Annotated in this window: 13 protein-coding genes; 8 read left to right on the top strand and 5 right to left on the bottom strand. The window is 72.0% G+C overall.

All coding sequences use genetic code 11. The features are described from left to right. Nucleotides 1-208: 208 nt before the first annotated feature. The 4 genes from AB0H37_RS05690 to AB0H37_RS05675 all read left to right on the top strand — a co-directional run bounded on the left by AB0H37_RS05690 (nt 209) and on the right by AB0H37_RS05675 (nt 4,472). The gene (locus tag AB0H37_RS05690; protein WP_360611651.1) at nt 209-1,630 is read left to right on the top strand and encodes an amino acid permease; all 1,422 of its coding nucleotides are present in this window, start codon (nt 209-211) and stop codon (nt 1,628-1,630) included. A 78-nt stretch (nt 1,631-1,708) separates the two neighbouring features. Further along, complete coding sequence (locus AB0H37_RS05685; RefSeq protein WP_360611649.1) at nt 1,709-3,013, top strand: adenylate/guanylate cyclase domain-containing protein; 1,305 nt, start codon at nt 1,709-1,711, stop codon at nt 3,011-3,013. Beyond that, nucleotides 2,950-3,405 carry an adenylate/guanylate cyclase domain-containing protein gene (locus AB0H37_RS05680; protein ID WP_360611647.1) on the top strand — a complete coding sequence of 152 codons (456 nt, stop codon included), beginning with the start codon at nt 2,950-2,952 and terminating at the stop codon, nt 3,403-3,405. The genes AB0H37_RS05685 and AB0H37_RS05680 overlap by 64 nt, the downstream gene beginning before the upstream one ends. A gap of 116 nt (nt 3,406-3,521) precedes the next feature. After that, nucleotides 3,522-4,472 carry a glycerophosphodiester phosphodiesterase family protein gene (locus tag AB0H37_RS05675; RefSeq protein WP_360611645.1) on the top strand — a complete coding sequence of 317 codons (951 nt, stop codon included), beginning with the start codon at nt 3,522-3,524 and terminating at the stop codon, nt 4,470-4,472. Here the strand turns inward: AB0H37_RS05675 and AB0H37_RS05670 are convergent, their stop codons facing one another. Then, the gene (locus tag AB0H37_RS05670; RefSeq protein ID WP_360611643.1) at nt 4,473-5,354 is read right to left on the bottom strand and encodes a LysR family transcriptional regulator; all 882 of its coding nucleotides are present in this window, start codon (nt 5,352-5,354) and stop codon (nt 4,473-4,475) included. Between the two features lie 237 nt (nt 5,355-5,591). On the opposite strand from AB0H37_RS05670, the gene AB0H37_RS05665 reads away from it, so the two are divergent. Next, entirely contained in the window at nt 5,592-6,872 is a 1,281-nt protein-coding gene (locus tag AB0H37_RS05665; protein ID WP_360611641.1) for a HAMP domain-containing sensor histidine kinase, read from the top strand. A 100-nt stretch (nt 6,873-6,972) separates the two neighbouring features. Here AB0H37_RS05665 and AB0H37_RS05660 read toward each other — a convergent pair whose 3' ends face one another. Further along, nucleotides 6,973-8,454 carry a cyclic nucleotide-binding domain-containing protein gene (locus tag AB0H37_RS05660; protein WP_360611639.1) on the bottom strand — a complete coding sequence of 494 codons (1,482 nt, stop codon included), beginning with the start codon at nt 8,452-8,454 and terminating at the stop codon, nt 6,973-6,975. Between the two features lie 862 nt (nt 8,455-9,316). On the opposite strand from AB0H37_RS05660, the gene AB0H37_RS05655 reads away from it, so the two are divergent. From AB0H37_RS05655 to AB0H37_RS05645, 3 genes are all read left to right on the top strand, one after another. Next, nucleotides 9,317-10,201, top strand: coding sequence for a helix-turn-helix transcriptional regulator (locus AB0H37_RS05655; RefSeq protein WP_229810212.1), 885 nt, complete (start codon nt 9,317-9,319; stop codon nt 10,199-10,201). Between the two features lie 285 nt (nt 10,202-10,486). Beyond that, on the top strand, nt 10,487-10,669 hold the full coding sequence (locus AB0H37_RS05650) for a DUF397 domain-containing protein (protein ID WP_329096319.1): 183 nt from the start codon (nt 10,487-10,489) through the stop codon (nt 10,667-10,669). 277 nt (nt 10,670-10,946) lie between these two features. Continuing rightward, complete coding sequence (locus AB0H37_RS05645) at nt 10,947-12,437, top strand: alpha/beta hydrolase (protein ID WP_360611636.1); 1,491 nt, start codon at nt 10,947-10,949, stop codon at nt 12,435-12,437. 3 nt (nt 12,438-12,440) lie between these two features. Here AB0H37_RS05645 and AB0H37_RS05640 read toward each other — a convergent pair whose 3' ends face one another. The 3 genes from AB0H37_RS05640 to AB0H37_RS05630 are packed head-to-tail and all read right to left on the bottom strand — an operon-like array spanning nt 12,441 to nt 14,626. After that, entirely contained in the window at nt 12,441-13,124 is a 684-nt protein-coding gene (locus AB0H37_RS05640; RefSeq protein WP_360611634.1) for a maleylpyruvate isomerase family mycothiol-dependent enzyme, read from the bottom strand. Continuing rightward, complete coding sequence (locus tag AB0H37_RS05635) at nt 13,121-13,939, bottom strand: NAD(P)H-binding protein (protein WP_360611632.1); 819 nt, start codon at nt 13,937-13,939, stop codon at nt 13,121-13,123. The genes AB0H37_RS05640 and AB0H37_RS05635 overlap by 4 nt, the downstream gene beginning before the upstream one ends. Before the next feature lie 21 nt (nt 13,940-13,960). Further along, on the bottom strand, nt 13,961-14,626 hold the full coding sequence (locus AB0H37_RS05630) for an SDR family NAD(P)-dependent oxidoreductase (RefSeq protein WP_360611630.1): 666 nt from the start codon (nt 14,624-14,626) through the stop codon (nt 13,961-13,963). Between the last annotated feature and the right edge of the window lie 227 nt (nt 14,627-14,853).

The following is a 14,853-nucleotide window of genomic DNA, read 5'->3' as shown; positions in this document are numbered from 1 at the left end:
CGTCCGAGAGCATACGCGATGGCCGAGGGGGTCGCCAACTCGATTACCCCGGGCGGGTGAGGGGACGATCCGGGCGGGGAGAAACCGGGCGGACAAGAGTGTTTCGTGTTTGTGCTTGGGGCTCCTACTCTGTCCGGGTTGCGCAACGGTGCGTGATCGGAGGGTGGCGCTGCCGCCCCTTGCGGGGCGGCTGTAGAGAGGAGGCCGTGTGGTCGCGAAGCTCCCAGACCAGAGCGCGGAGGACTACCAACGCGGGCTTGGGACCCGCCAGATGCAGATGCTGGCCATCGGCGGGACGATCGGCACCGGGCTGTTCCTGGGCGCCGGGGAGAACATCGCCAAGGCCGGGCCCAGCCTGATCCTGACGTACGCCGTGGCGGGGCTGGCGCTGTTCTTCGTCATGCGGGCGCTCGGCGAGCTGCTGACGTACCGGCGGGCCGAGGGCGGGTTCGCCGGGTATGCCCGGGAGTTCCTCGGGCCGTTCTGGGGCTACGCCACGACCTGGACGTACTGGATCATCTGGGTGACGACCGGGATGGCGGAGCTGACCGCGGCCGGCAAGTACATCCAGAAGTGGTGGCCGGGCGTCGAGCAGTGGCAGACGGCGCTGGTGGCGCTGGTGGTCCTGTTCGTGGTGAACCTGATCTCGGTGAAGCTCTTCGGCGAGCTGGAGTTCTGGTTCGCGATGATCAAGGTCGCGGCGATCGTGATGATGATCCTGGTCGGGCTCGGGGTGCTGGTCTTCGGGCTCAGCGACGCGGGGGACACCGCGGGGGTCGGGAACCTGTGGGACCACGGGGGCGTGTTCCCCGAGGGGGCCGGGGCCACGATCATGACGCTGCAGATGGTGATGTTCGCCTACCTGGGCGTCGAGCTGGTGGGCGTGACGGCGAGCGAGGCCAAGGATCCGGAGAAGAACATCCCGCGGGCGATCAACGCGCTGCCGGTGCGGTTCGCGCTGTTCTACCTGGGGTCGCTGCTGGTGATCCTCGCGGTGGTGCCGTGGACGGCGTTCAAGGGCGGGGCGAGCCCGTTCGTGCTGGCGTTCGACCAGATCGGCATTCCGGGCGGCGCGGACATCGTCAACTTCGTGGTGCTGACGGCGGCGCTGTCGTCCTGCAACGCGGGCGGGCTCTACTCGACGTCCCGCATGCTGCGGACGGCCGGCGTCAACGGGGACGGTCCGAAGGTGCTCGGACGGCTCAACGGGCGCGGTGTGCCTGTTCTGACGGTCGTCATCTCCACGCTGGTCATGGGCATCGGTGTGGTCGTCAACGCGGTCGTGCCGGAGAAGGCGTTCGAGTACATCACGTCGGTGTCCACCGGTGGGGCCCTGCTGGTGTGGACGGTCATCCTGGTCGCGCACATGGTCTACCGGCGGCGGTCGGCGGCCGGGGAGCTGCCGAGGGCGCCGTACCGGATGCCGTGGGCGCCGTACACGAGCTGGGCCGTGCTGGCGTTCTTCGCGTTCGTCACGGTGACGATCGCGTGGGAGGCCGATACGCGGATCGCGCTCTACGTGATGGCCGCCTGGGCAGCGCTGGTCGTGGTCGGCTGGCTGTTCGTCCGGCGCAGCTCGCAGGAGGCGCGGGTCCCCGTTCCGCTGGCCGAGGAGAGTACGAGCGCCTGAGTGAGGACATCCCACGGCGGGACGGCGCCCGCCGTGGGATGATCCCTCATGGGCGGTTCCTTCCCTCCGGAGGCGCGCGTGACCAGCAGGCTCGAGATCCGGGTGCGGTGGGTCCTGCTGGTCGTGGTGGGCGTCGCGAACATCATCGGCTCGCTGGTGGTGCTGCTGTTCGCGACGTTCGTGGTGCCCGATCCGCCCTTGGACGACCGCGACTACGTTCATCTGGTCAACGCGGTGGCGTTCTTCAGCTATCCGGTGGTCGCGGCTCCGGCGGCGCTGTTGTGCGGGCTGTGGCTGTGGCGTCCCGTGGTCACGTTCGTCCGGGACGGGGGAGAGCCCGACCGGCGGCAGCGCCGGGCCGTGCTGCTCGGGCCGCTGCGGCTGACGCTGCTCGTCGGGGCGCTGTGGGGGGTCGGCGCGCTCGGCTGGGCGGCGCTCGACATGATGCTGTTCACCGGGCGGCTGGCGGTGAAGACGGGGCTGACGTGCCTGCTCGGCGCGGGCACGACCTGCACGATCGTCTACCTGCTGTCGGAGCGGCTGCTGCGGCCGGCGGCGGCGCTGGTGCTGGGCGCGGAGCGTCCGAAGAGGCTGCGGCTGCCCGGGGTGACGACGCGGGTGATGCTCGCCTGGGCGCTCGGGACGGCGATCCCGGTGTTCGGCCTGATCTGCGTCGCGATCGCCGCGCTGGCCGCGCCGGACATCAACGTCACCCAGCTCGCGATCACGATCCTCGGCCTCGGCGGCGCCGCGCTGCTCGCGGGGGTCTGCGTGATCTACATGGCGACGCGCGCGATCGCCGATCCGATCAAGGCGGTGCGCAGCGGGATGGCGCAGGTCGAGCGGGGGGACCTCGGCGCCGAGGTGGACGTGTACGACGCGAGCGAGGTCGGGCAGCTGCAGGCCGGGTTCAACCACATGGTCGCGGGGCTGCGGGAGATCGAGTGGCTGCGCGACCTGTTCGGGCGGCATGTCGGCGAGGAGGTCGCCGACCTGGCGCTGGAGCGCGGCGTCGTCACGCTCGGCGGTGAGACGCGCGAGGTGGCCGTGCTGTTCGTGGACCTGACCGGGTCCACCCGGCTGGCCGACACGCGCAGCCCGGACGAGGTGGTGGGGCTGCTCAACCGGTTCTTCGGCGTCGTGGTGTCGGCGGTGGCCAAGCACGGCGGCTGGATCAACAAGTTCGAGGGGGACGCGGCGCTGGCGATCTTCGGGGCGCCGACCCAGGTGGAGGACTCGGCCGGCGGGGCGCTCGGCGCGGCCCGCGAGCTGGCGGTGCGGCTGCGCGCCGAGGTGCCGATGCTGGACGCGGGGATCGGGTGTCCGCGGGCCCGGTCGTCGCCGGGTACATCGGCGCGGAGGAGCGGTTCGAGTACACGGTGATCGGCGATCCGGTGAACGAGGCGGCGCGGCTCAGCGACCTCGCCAAGGACGAGGAGGGGCGGGTGCTCGCCTCGGCGACCGTTCTGGAGCTGGCGCACCTCGCCGAGTCCGACGAGTGGGACCTCGGACGGTCGGTGATGCTGCGCGGGCGTAGCCGTCCGACACGGCTGGGCACGCCCCGCCGCCCGGCGCGTCCCGTGATCCCCGCTCCACGGGCCGAGCCGGGGACGGGACGGGCGAGGTTCCCGCGTCCGCTGAGGCGCAGCAGGAGGCTGCTGTTCGGGGCGCTGGTGCTGGCGAAAGCGGCCAAGAGCGCAAAAGCCGCGGGGCAGGGCAGTCCCGAAGAGCCCGGAGGCCATTCCGGCGGTCCGGCCGTGTCTGACTCGTCCTGACGGGACCCGATGCGTATCGTCACCTTCGATACACAGTCTGCTACCGATCTGTAACTCCGGTGTCACCGGACGGGCCGAGGGTTGGGGCGGACAGCCCGGCTCCCGAGAGGTGACTGATGCACCGGCGGAATCGTCTCGCGCTCCTCGCCGTCCTGGCCACCGCGGCCGTCGCCGTCCCGGCGGCGCCCGCCGACGCCCGTCCAGGCCCCGACCCGACCCTGTCCCTGCTGCCGGGCGCCCCGGAACCGCGCCCGCGCACCGCCCCCGCCCGGGCCCCGGATCCGGACACCGGCGTCCTGAACGTCGCGCACCGGGGCGCGTCCGCGTACGCGCCGGAGAACACGCTGGCGGCGTTCCGGCTCGCCCAGCCCAAGAAGGCGGACGTGTTCGAGCTGGACGTCCAGGAGACCAGGGACCACCAGCTCGTGATCATGCACGACGCCACCCTCGCCCGGACGACGAACGCGGAGGAGGTCTACCCCGGCCGCAAGCCCTGGAAGGTCGCCGACTTCACCCTCGCCGAGATCGGGAGGCTGGACGCCGGCGGCTGGTTCGCGAGGAAGTACGCGGGCGAGCGCGTCCCGACGCTCGGCCAGGTGCTGGCCGGGATGCGCGGCAGGGGCCTCGGGCTGCTGCTGGAGATCAAGAACCCCGGGCTGTACCCCGGCATCGAGCGACGCATCGCGGCGGAGCTGAAGCGGTTCCCGTCCTGGCTCCGGTACGACCCGCGGGAGCGGCGCCTCGTCGTCCAGTCGTTCGACTGGGAGTCGGTGCGGCGGTTCCACGCCGTCCTGCCGAAGGTGCCGACCGGCCTCCTCGGTACCCCGAAGGCCGCGGATCTGCCGAAACTCGCGAAGTACGCGGATCAGGTCAATCCCACCTTCGGCGGCCTGACCGAGTCCTACGTCGAGGAGGTTCACGACGCCGGGATGGACCTGCTCACCTGGACGATCGACGCTCCCGGCGACATGGAGCGGGCGATCGACCTCGACGTGGACGGGATCATCACCAACAGGCCGGACGTCCTGCACCGCGTCGTGGACGACTCCGCGGAGCGGGCGGCCTGATCAGGCGGGCCACCGGCGCGCGCGGGCGATCAGCGCCCGCGCCGCCGGGCTGCGCGGCCCCTCGGTGCGCCAGGCCAGGGCGATCCGCCCGGTCAGCCGCGGCCGGACGACCGGGAGCGCGCGCAGGTCGTCCGGGCGGCCGCGGGCGGCGGACTCGGGCAGCACGGCGACGCCGAGGCCGTGCGCGGCGATCTCGGCGAGGACCGGCGGCTCGCCCGCCTCGAACGCGACGCGCGGGCGCAGGCCGGCGTCGGCGAAGGCCCCGTCCAGGACGGCGCGCAGCCCGGTGCCCTTCGGCAGGCAGATCAGGTTCTCCTCGGCGAGGGCCCGCAGGCTGATCGTGGACCTGCGTGCCAGCGGGTGGCCGCGGGCGACGGCGGCGACGAGGTCCTGCTCGATGACGACCCGCGTCGCGATGCCTTCGGGCGGGTCGCCGCCGAGGCTGAGGAACGCCAGGTCGATCCGTCCGGTGCGGAGTCCTTCGGTCAGCGTCGCGGAGTCCTGCTGGAGGACGGTGATCTCGACGTCCGGGTGGTCGCGGTGGAATCCGGCCAGCATGCCGGGAAGGTCCAGCGACCGGATCCAGTCGATCGTGCCGATCGTGACGTGCCCGCGGAGCAGGCCCGTCAGCTCGTCCACCGCCAGCCGGGCGCCCTCGACCGCGGCGAGCGCGGCGCGCGCGTAGGGCAGGACGGCGGCGCCGACCTCGGTCAGCCGGACGGTCCGACCGGAGCGGTCGAGCAGCGGCTGGCCCAGTTCCCGCTCCAGCTGCCGGATCTGGGCGCTCACGCCGGGCTGGGCGACGTGCAACCGGGCCGCGGCCCTGGTGAAGCCGGCCTCTTCCGTGACCGCCACGAAGTACTCAAGCTGGCGCAGCTCCATAACGGGACATGCTAGTCGCGTGCCCTCCCAGCGCCCGGGCTTCTGCATGCCCGGTCGGTCCGGCAACCAATTCTTTTGCCGGTCTTGGCTGCATCGCTGCTGTTCAGAGGACTGATCCGGGCGTGTGCGGTGATTACCTCACCTGCGGGAGGTCGGGTGTACGGACGGCGCACATGGTCCATACGGGTGCGGATGACCGTTATTGCCGGGGCGGTCACCGCCGTTATCTGTGCCATCGTGACGACGCTGATCCTCGTGGAGGCGCGGGGATCGGAGACCGACTCCTCCCGCGGGGAGGCGAACGCGGCCGCGCTCCGGCTGTCGTACGAGCTGCGGCGCGGGTCGGCGCCCGACCGGTTCGACGGGGTGCCGGGCGTCATGCTGCAGGTCGTGGACGTGAAGCGGACGGTGATCGCGGGGACCTCGGGTCGGGCGCCGGCCGACCGTCCGCTCGCCCGCTTCGTCCCGTCGCAGACGCGCGTGTACGCCACCCGGAAGGTGTGCTCGCCGGTGGGGCGCCACCGGTGCCTGTGGGTGATCGGCTTCCGCATCTTCAGGCCGGGCGGCGACTGGCTGATCTACGCCGCCGTCCCGATCATCCCCTGGTACGTGAGCCCAGGCTTGATCATTTTCCTGGCCGGCGTCTCGCTGCTGGTGATCCTGCTGGGCTGCCTGCGCGCCTGGACGACGGTGGACCAGACCCTCGCCCCCGTAGACGCGATCAGGGCCGAGCTGGCGGAGATCACCGCGCACCGGTCGGGCCGCCGGGTGACGGTGCCGGAGAACCGGGACGAGATCAGGCGGCTCGCGGAGGCCGCGAACGCGACCCTGGACCGGCTGGACAGCGCCCTCGAACGGCAGCGCAGCTTCACCTCCGACGCGTCCCACGACCTGCGCAGCCCCATCGCGGCCGCGCGCGCCCAGATCGAGGAGGCGCTGCTGTTCCCCGACGACGTCGACTGGCCGCAGACCGCACGGAACGTCCTACAGAGCCTGGAACGGCTCCAGGCGATCGTGACGGACCTGCTGCAGCTCGCCCGGCTGGACGCCGCCGCCTGGCAGGACGTCGAGACGGTCGACCTCGGCGCGCTGGTCACCATCGAGTTGGCGAGGTCGGACCGGACGAAGCGGATCGTCCCGCATCTCCAGGAGGGCGTGACGGTGCGCGGGGACCGGCTCAGGCTCGTCCGCCTGCTGACGAACCTGCTGGACAACGCCGAGCGGCATGCCGAGTCGCGTGTCGACGTCACGGTGTCGCGGGAGGACGGCACCGCCGTGCTGGAGGTCGTCGACGACGGCCTGGGCGTCGCCGAGGAGAACCGGGACCTCGTGTTCCAGCGCTTCGCCCGCCTGCAGGACAGCAAGGCCCGCGACCCCGGGGGTACCGGCCTGGGCCTGCCGATCGCCAGGGAGATCGCACGGCTGCACGGCGGCAGCCTCACCATCGAGGACAGCGAGCGCGGCGCCCGGTTCGTCCTGCGGATACCGCCCGACCATGACGGCAGGCCGCCCCGCTAGCCGCACGGCGGGCGTGAAAGCGGAGAACCCCGCGGCGACGGCGCGGGGTCGTGGTCGTCTGGGGGCGGCCCGCGCGGGGGACGGGCCGGCGGGCGGCCGGTCAGACCGCCGGATGGGCGGCCAGGCCGCGCAGGTGGATCCAGCCTTCGAGGTGGGACTCCTTCACCCGGCAGGTGATCCGCTCGTACTCGGCGGCGGTCACGTGGCCGGGGCTGGGGACGATCACCGAGTCGTAGACGAACCTGGACGCGATGACGCCGAGGTCGGCGCCCGTCGCGGCGAGCCGCTCCTTGAGCGGGCCGGCGTCGAGGAGCCGGGCCGTCGTGATGATGGACGAGCCGGATACTCCGGGCGGGTCGGGCATCACGGGCCCGACGTTCACCGCGACCCTGAGCTGGACGCGGACGGCCCCGGTCGCGCGGTGGTTGTGGCGGCGCAGACGCAGGCCCAGCGAGACCAGCATGGGGTCGATCACGGTGGCCGTCGGCACCTGCGGCGGGATGACGATGAGCGCGCCGTCGCCGCGGTCCTCGACGTGGCAGGCGTCCCAGGGGACGCCCGACTCCTCGAACGCCTCGCGGAGGGCCCGGTACATGGCGCGGCGCACGCCGATCCGGTCGGCGTCGTTGCGCTCGGGCGAGCTGAAACCGGCGACGTCGGTGTACACGATGGTGCAGTTCTGGCCGGCCCAGGACGGGGCGTCGCCGTCCGGGAGGACCATGGGCTGCGTCGGCCGTTCGCTGGGTGCCTCGACGACCGCCTCCAGGGCCGGCTGGAGGGAGCGGGCGGGCGGCAGCGAGTTGGCGGGCGGCAGCGAGTTGGCGGGCACGGTGCGGCACGGGACGGTCGGGGTCGCCCCGGACGCGGCGCCCGCGCCGTTGATCGCGGCGGCGGGCTCCACGATGTAGGTCGCGCCTCCGGCCCGCGGGTCGGGCGCGGCGTACGGGGCGGCCACCACGAACGGCCCGGCCATCGCGTACGGATAGTTCGGGACCACCGGCAGCTGCGCCATGGCGTACGGCTGCGGCGATCCGTACTGCGCCGCGGGTCCGTACGGGTGCGCCGCGCCGCCGGGGTGGGCGCGCCGCGGCGGCCGGCCCGGGCCCTGCTCGGTCATCCGGTCGTACATCTCGCGTTCGAGGACGGCGACCACGTGCGGATGGTCGCTCAGGTAGGCGACGAACTCCTGCGTGGTCAGGCGCAGGACGTGGAGGGAGTCCATGGCGACGACGGTCGCCGAGCGGCGGCGCAGCAGCAGGGCGGCGCGCTCGCCGATGATGTCGCCTGGCCCGCGGAAGGCGACGAAGCGCTCGCGTCCGTCCCGCTCCACGGAGATCCGCACCGAGCCGGACTTGATCACGAAGGTGTGGTCGGCGTCCTGGCCCTCGGTCCACAGCACGGCGCCGACCGGGTGGACGACCTCCCGCGCCTGCGCGAGGAACGCGGCGCGCTCGACGGTGGTGAGCCCGTGCCAGAACCCGGGCCGCCGGACGGTCTCGGTCCGCCGGACGGACCGGGAACGCGGGACGATCTCGGTGGGGACGATCTTGTCCGGGTCGTGGTGGCGGGCGTGCTCGTTCATCGGTCCACCCGTCCGTCGCCCCGCCGGGCGGGCGGCGACGAGCCCGCCGGACTCGTGGGGTGGACGGCGGAGGTGGGGGACGGTACGTGCTGTCTGGACATGTCAGGGACCCCATGCCTCGAATGGCGACTCCGTCGTCCGCCGGGGCACCGGGTAGGTCCGGTGTGGCCCGCGGGTGACCGGAGTCACATCACCTATGGTCCGCACCGCGTGGTCGCGGTTAGACTAGATGAGTCCGCAGAGACATTTTGGCAGGTCAGCCCGGATCTTTCTGCGTCCTGGCAGAGGATGCGGGCGGATCGGCCCGGCTGTCTCGTGCGGCCCCGGGAGTCGCTCTCCGCTCTCCTGCCGATCGTCGTGGCTGCCAAACCGTTGATCGGCGGGAAGCGGCGGGCGACTCTGTTGCCTTCGCTGGCATCGCTTTCTTCTGGTGTTCCTCCTCCGGTGCCGCCTCCTGGCGTCGCCGGAATCCTGTCTCCCCTTTCGGCCTCCCCGTGTGGCGCGTGCGGTCCTCCTCGTTCCCGCCTGCGGCCGGCCCGTCTCCGCCTGCGGTCCGTCTTGGCCGTGGTGCGCCGTCCCCGGCCGAGACCTCACCCTGTGTTCAACCCCATCCGCCCTCGGATGTGGCATCGCGTCTCGTTGCATGACGTCGTCTGCTAATCTGCTATGTAGCACATTACAACAGAGTCCGACGGTATGCAGCACTCTGGAAGCTACCGACGCGAGTTTTGGGCGATATGGCGGGGTCTGGTGGGCGGAGCGAAGATCAGATGTCCGGGACATGTAGCGTCGTGTCGGGGAGTGGGATGCCAGGTCCCCGTCTGCCATGTAGCATCCAGTGGGGTGGCATGCATTACTCAGAGTGAGCGAACCAATGGTCAGTGACCAGGGCCCCATAGTCCAGAGTGCGCTGCTGCGCACCGAGCTCGTCCGCCTGCGCAAAGAGAAGAAGCTGACGCAGGAGCAGGTGGCACGGCAGCTTGAGTGGTCTCCGTCCAAGCTCATCCGGGTGGAAGGCGGCAAGAACGCCATCACCCGCACCGATCTGCAGGCATTGCTCGCGGTGTACGACGTCACCTCGGAGGGACGCCAGGAGCGGTTGCAGGCGCTCGCCCGCGGTGCGCGGGAACCCGCCTGGTGGAACGCCTACCGCGGAGACCTGGACCCGAGCTTTCTCTCCTATGTCGGGTATTCCGCCGGCGCGGCGTTCATCCGGCAGTTCCACGGAACCGTCATCCCGGGGCTGATCCAGACCGCCGAGTACGCCGAGGTCCTGTCCACCGGCAAGATCTCTGAGCAGGCGAGAGTGCTGGCGGCCAAGTTGCGCATCCAGCGCCAGCTGGAGTTCGCCAAACGGCAGAACCCGCCGCGCCAGCACTACATCATCGACGAGGCCGTCATCCGGCGGCATGTCGGCATCAAGAGCGATCCGGCGATCATGCCCGCCCAGCTGAACCACATCGCGGACGCGTGCGAACGGGACGACCTGCTGACCGTCAGGATCATCCCGTTCAAGGCGGGTGCGCACCTCGGGCTGGACGGGCCGTTCAGCCTTCTGGAGTTCGACGGCGACCTCGACGACGTCCTCTGGCTGGAGGCGCGGCCGGGAGCCAGCGTGATGATCACTGGTGAGGACGAGCGGATCACCGAGTACCGCGACACCTTCGAGCTGCTGCTGGAGCAGGCGCTGCCGGCGGACGAGTCGATCGCGCTGCTGCGGCAGGCCGCCGAGGACCTCATGGCCTGACTCCCGTTTGGAACCCGACCATGCGACGGAGGTGACTGCCGCATCGGACACCGACAAGGCGAGTGGCCGTCATAACACGCAGGGTGATCTTGTGTTCCCTTGTAGGCGGGATAACTAGAACCGTTTACACTCGTGATCGGGAAATTTTCCACAAGGTCGTGGTTTGTCGTGCCCTGCTGGTGCTCGCCTGGCGGGTGTTCTTGTCCGATCGGTTGGCGAGACGGCACCCGCCGGCAATGGATGGAGGGTTGCTGGATGGTGTACCGGTCGAATCGGGGAGCGGCGGTGAGCTGGCGGAAGAGCAGCGCCAGCGGCGGCGGTCAGGAATGCGTCGAGGTGGCGGCGGCCGGCCCGGCCGTGCTGGTCCGCGACTCGCGCGCCGCCTCCGCGGGCTTCCTCACGCTCGACCCCGCCGAGTGGAAAGCCCTCCTGACCGCCATCAGGAACGGAGAGCTCGAGTGGCGTTGAGTCACGGGACTCATTTTCTGCCTCCCGAATTGTCGATTAGTACGGCTTTCGTTGGTATTTACGGGCGATTTCTGACAAGGGCCGGATAACTTCGGTCGGGTCGGATCGAACCCTGAGTGGACCCTGAAACCACCCTGAATCGCCCCTGATCACCCTGTTCCGGTGCGCGGACCGCACCTAGCTTGATCGTCAGCGTTCCCCGGCCACGGCCGGGCCGGGGACCGTCGCCCGCTTCGGAGGACGCGGGCTCTGACGTCCCCGCACCGGAAGGACTTCCATGCTGCGAAGGAACAGGCTCGCTCTCGTGGGCGCGGCCGCGGCCGGGACCGTGGCGCTGGCCGGCGTCGCGCTCCCCGCCACCGCCTCGCCCACGCCGCCCGCGCCGCGCTCCCCGTCCGCCATCGGCTGGCGCGCATGCGGCGACGACGGCAAGGCCGAGTGCGCGACCCTGCGGCTGCCGATCGACTGGTCCCGGCCGGACGGCCCCACGTTCGGCCTCGCCATCGCGCGCCGCCAGGCCCTCGACCGGGACGCCCGCGTCGGCACCCTCGTGTTCGGCCCCGGTGGTCCCGGCGACTCCGGCGTCCAGCGCGTCACCAGGCTCAAGGGTGGGATCGACCGGTTCAGCGACGAGCTGCGCCGACGCTTCGACATCGTCAGCTTCGACCCGCGGGGCATCGGCGCCAGCCACCCGGTGACGTGCTCGGCCGACCTGCTCAGGGCCGCCCCCTCGCCGATGATCAAGAGTGCGGCGCAGTTCCGGGCGACCCTCGACCACAACGCGCGCCTGCGGGCCGACTGCCGCGCCCGCACCGGCCCGCTCTACGACCACGCCGACACGCTCAGCACCGTCCGGGACGTGGACGCGATCCGCGCCGCCCTGGGCGAGCCGAAGCTGACCTTCCACGGCAGTTCGTACGGCACGTTGCTGGGCGAGATGTACGCCGAGACGTTCCCGCGACGCGTCCGGGCGATGGTGCTGGAGAGCGTGGACGACCACAGCATCCCCGACGCCCGGCGCTTCCTGACGTCCGAACTGGCCGCCGCCCAGGACTCGTTCGACCAGTTCGCCGCCTGGTGCGGGCGCACCCGGGAGTGCGCCCTGCACGGCAAGGACGTCCGGGCCATCTGGCGTGACCTGCGCGCCCGCGCCGACCGCGGAGAACTGCCCGACCCTTCATCGCCGGGCACCGCGCTGCCGGAGTTCGGCCTCGTGCTGATGGCCTACAAGAGCTTCTACGGCCCCGACTGGGCCGAGCTCGCGTCGAAACTGGCCGCACTGGACGCGGCCCCGCCCCTGAGGGCCGGCGCGCGTCCGGCAGCCGCCCAGGCGGCAGGGGAGACCGCCACCGACCCCTTCACCGCGCAGTTCTGCTCCGACTGGAGCCTGCCCGTCCGCGACTACGGCGAGTACGCGAGGCTCATGCGGCGCACGGAGAAGGTCGCGCCCGACATGACGTTCGCGCGTCCCGTCATGGCGATCTCCGCCTGCCTCGGCCGTCCGCAGCCCGTCCGCAACCCGCAGCACCGCCTGGACGTCCGCGGCAGCGCGCCGATCCTGCTGTCCAACGCCGTCCACGACCCCGCCACGCCCTACGCCTGGGCACGGAACGTCGCGCGGCAACTCGGCCCCACAGGACGCCTGCTCACCTACGAAGGCGCAGGCCACGGCAGCTACGACCGCGGCCCCTGCATGCAGAACACCATCGACGCCTACCTGACGTCCCTCACCCTCCCTCCGCCCGGCACCACCTGCCCGGCGCAGTAGGCGTCAGTAGAGGAAGGGGAGTTCGACGCCTTCGGGGCCGGTGAGCTCGGTGCCGGGGGAGCGGCCCAGTAGCCAGGCGAGGAGGGCGGGTGCGGGACCGGTGACGAGCACGCCTCCATGTCCGTGTTCCTCGCCGGTGTCGGTGGCGCGGAGCCGCAGGGACGGGGCGTCGTCGCGGCGGGCGTATGAGGCGGTGACACTGTCGAGCATCCGGGTGGTGAACGTGGCGGGCCAGTCGGCGGGTGTGAAGCCGGCGTCGAGGTCGACGTGGTGGACGAGTACCTCGGTGAGGCGGGCGTCGGCGGCGCGGGCGGCCGGGTGGCGGGCGCCCGCGGTCCACTGGACGACCCGGCCCCAGGCCTCGTCCGGCATGAGTGCGAAGGCGTCGGCGAACCGCCGCGCGCTCTGCCGGACGTCCTCCGCGAGGACGCGCGCCGGACGGTCCGCACCCTCCTCGATCTCGGCGGCGCGGGCGTCCAGGCTGGGGTACTCGCGGGTCTCGACACCGGTGCGCGCCCAGGTCAGCAGGCGGGTCCCGCCGTCGGCGTTGCGTGCGAGATGGGTCAGGACGTGGCCGCGCGTCCACCCGGGGAGCAAGGAGGGCGCGCGGACGCGGTCGTCGTCCAGCCGGTCGGCGGTGGCCTGCAGGGCGCGCGTCGCGGCGGTGATCTCGGCGAGCGGGATCACGCGAAGGCGGGGGCGTGCGCCTCGGCCCACTGGCGGAAGGTCCGGGGCGGCCCGCCCGTGACGTCCTGGACGGTGGAGCGGACGACCGACTCGTCCAACGAGCCGTTCACGTAGAAGTCGAAGAACGCGTCGACGTACTCCACCGGCATCTGCGCGCTCATCTCGGCGCGGGCCTCGTCGTCCGGCTGGGGCTCGAAGCGCAGGTCGCGGCCGAGGACCTCGCCGAGGACGGCGACCTGCTCGGCGGGCAGGAGGGACTCCGGGCCGGTGGGGTGGTAGATCTGTCCCGCGTGACCGTCACGCAGCAGGGCCCTCGCGGCGACGGCGGCGATGTCGCGCGGGTCCACCGCGGCGGCGCGGACGTTCGCGAACGGCAGCCGCAGCGTGTCGCCCGCCCGGAGCTGCGGGAGCCAGCGGAACGCGTTGGACATGAACGCGGCCGGGCGCAGGATCGTCCACGGGAGGCCGGAGTCGCGCACGGCGCGCTCGGTGATGATCATGTAGCGGCTGACGGCGTTGGTCATGTCTCCGCTGCCCGCCGAACCGCCCGAAAGCTGGACGACCCGGCTGACCCCGGCGCGGCGGGCCTCGGCGAGGATGCCCGGCATGTCGCGATAGCCGGGCAGCAGGAAGACGCCGGCGGCCCCGTCCAGCGCGGGCGCGAGGGACGCGGGGTCGTCGAGGTCGCCGGTGACGTACTCGACGCCGTCGCGCCGGGACGCCGGAGGCTTGCGCACGAGGGCGCGCACCGGTTCACCGGACGAGGCGAGGGCGTCGACCAGTTCGGAGCCGATGTTTCCGGTGGAACCCGTCACCAAGATCATCAAAGGGGCCTTTCACCAGGGGAGGGGGCGGCCGTCGCGGAAGAAGCCTCCGGTCGGTCCGTCGTCGGGCAGGGTCGCGGCCCACACCACGCCGGCCGCGCCTTCGGCGACGGGGCGGCCGCCCGGGCCGCCCATGTCGGTGGCGACCCAACCGGGGCAGACCGCGTTGACGAGGATGCCGTCGGCGCGCAGTTCGGCGGCGAGCATGCAGGTCAGGGCGTTGAGAGTGACTTTGGAGGCGGTGTAGGCCGGAGTGCCGCCGCCCATGTTGGTCAGCGAGGCGGCCTCGCTGGAGACGTTGACGATCCGCCCGTGCCGGCTGCGCCGCAGGACGGGGAGGAGGGCCTGCGTCAGCCGCCACGGCCCGTACAGGTTGGTCTCGGCGGCCGCGCGGACGACGGACAGGTCCGCGCTCGACGCCCGCTGCCAGGTGTCGTAGGTGATCGCGGCATTGTTGACCAGGACGTCCAGCTCGCCGATCTCGGCCGCGACGCGCTCGACGTCCGCCGCGGAGGTGACGTCCAGCCGGACGGGCGTCGCGCCGGTCTCGGCCGCCGCGCGCTCGCCCGCCTCCGCCGAGCGCGCCCCGAGCAGCACCCGGTGGCCGCGTGCGGCGAGTTGCGCGCACACGTCGCGGCCGATGCCCCGGTTCGCCCCGGTGACCAGCGAGACCGTCATGCCGTTCCCTCCCGTCGGATGCTGGAACGATCATCATGCGGCCCGGGGGCGCGTCGCCGGGCAGGCTCGCCTTGGCGTGGCGGACCGGCGATCACCGGACCGCCATCCGCGACCTGCTGCACACCGCTACGGGGTGATGTCTTCGGGGAGGAGGGTGGCGAGTTGTTCGGTGGTGAGCTGGGCGCCGGTGTTGGCGAGTTGTTCGGTGCGGCGTGCGTGGGCGGTCA

This window comes from Actinomadura sp. NPDC023710 (assembly GCF_040639875.1).
Lineage (GTDB): Bacteria > Actinomycetota > Actinomycetes > Streptosporangiales > Streptosporangiaceae > Spirillospora > Spirillospora citrea.
The sequence above is the reverse complement of the archived record's forward strand: the minus strand, read 5'-3'. Positions and strand labels throughout refer to the sequence as shown.

What these genes read in the sequence shown, in the direction of transcription:
- AB0H37_RS05630 (WP_360611630.1), bottom strand. Translation starts at nt 14,626, where the DNA reads ATGACGGTCTCGCTGGTCACCGGGGCGAACCGGGGCATCGGCCGCGAC.
- AB0H37_RS05645 (WP_360611636.1), top strand. Translation starts at nt 10,947, where the DNA reads ATGCTGCGAAGGAACAGGCTCGCTCTCGTGGGCGCGGCCGCGGCCGGG.
- AB0H37_RS05660 (WP_360611639.1), bottom strand. Translation starts at nt 8,454, where the DNA reads ATGAACGAGCACGCCCGCCACCACGACCCGGACAAGATCGTCCCCACC.
- AB0H37_RS05675 (WP_360611645.1), top strand. Translation starts at nt 3,522, where the DNA reads ATGCACCGGCGGAATCGTCTCGCGCTCCTCGCCGTCCTGGCCACCGCG.
- AB0H37_RS05670 (WP_360611643.1), bottom strand. Translation starts at nt 5,354, where the DNA reads ATGGAGCTGCGCCAGCTTGAGTACTTCGTGGCGGTCACGGAAGAGGCC.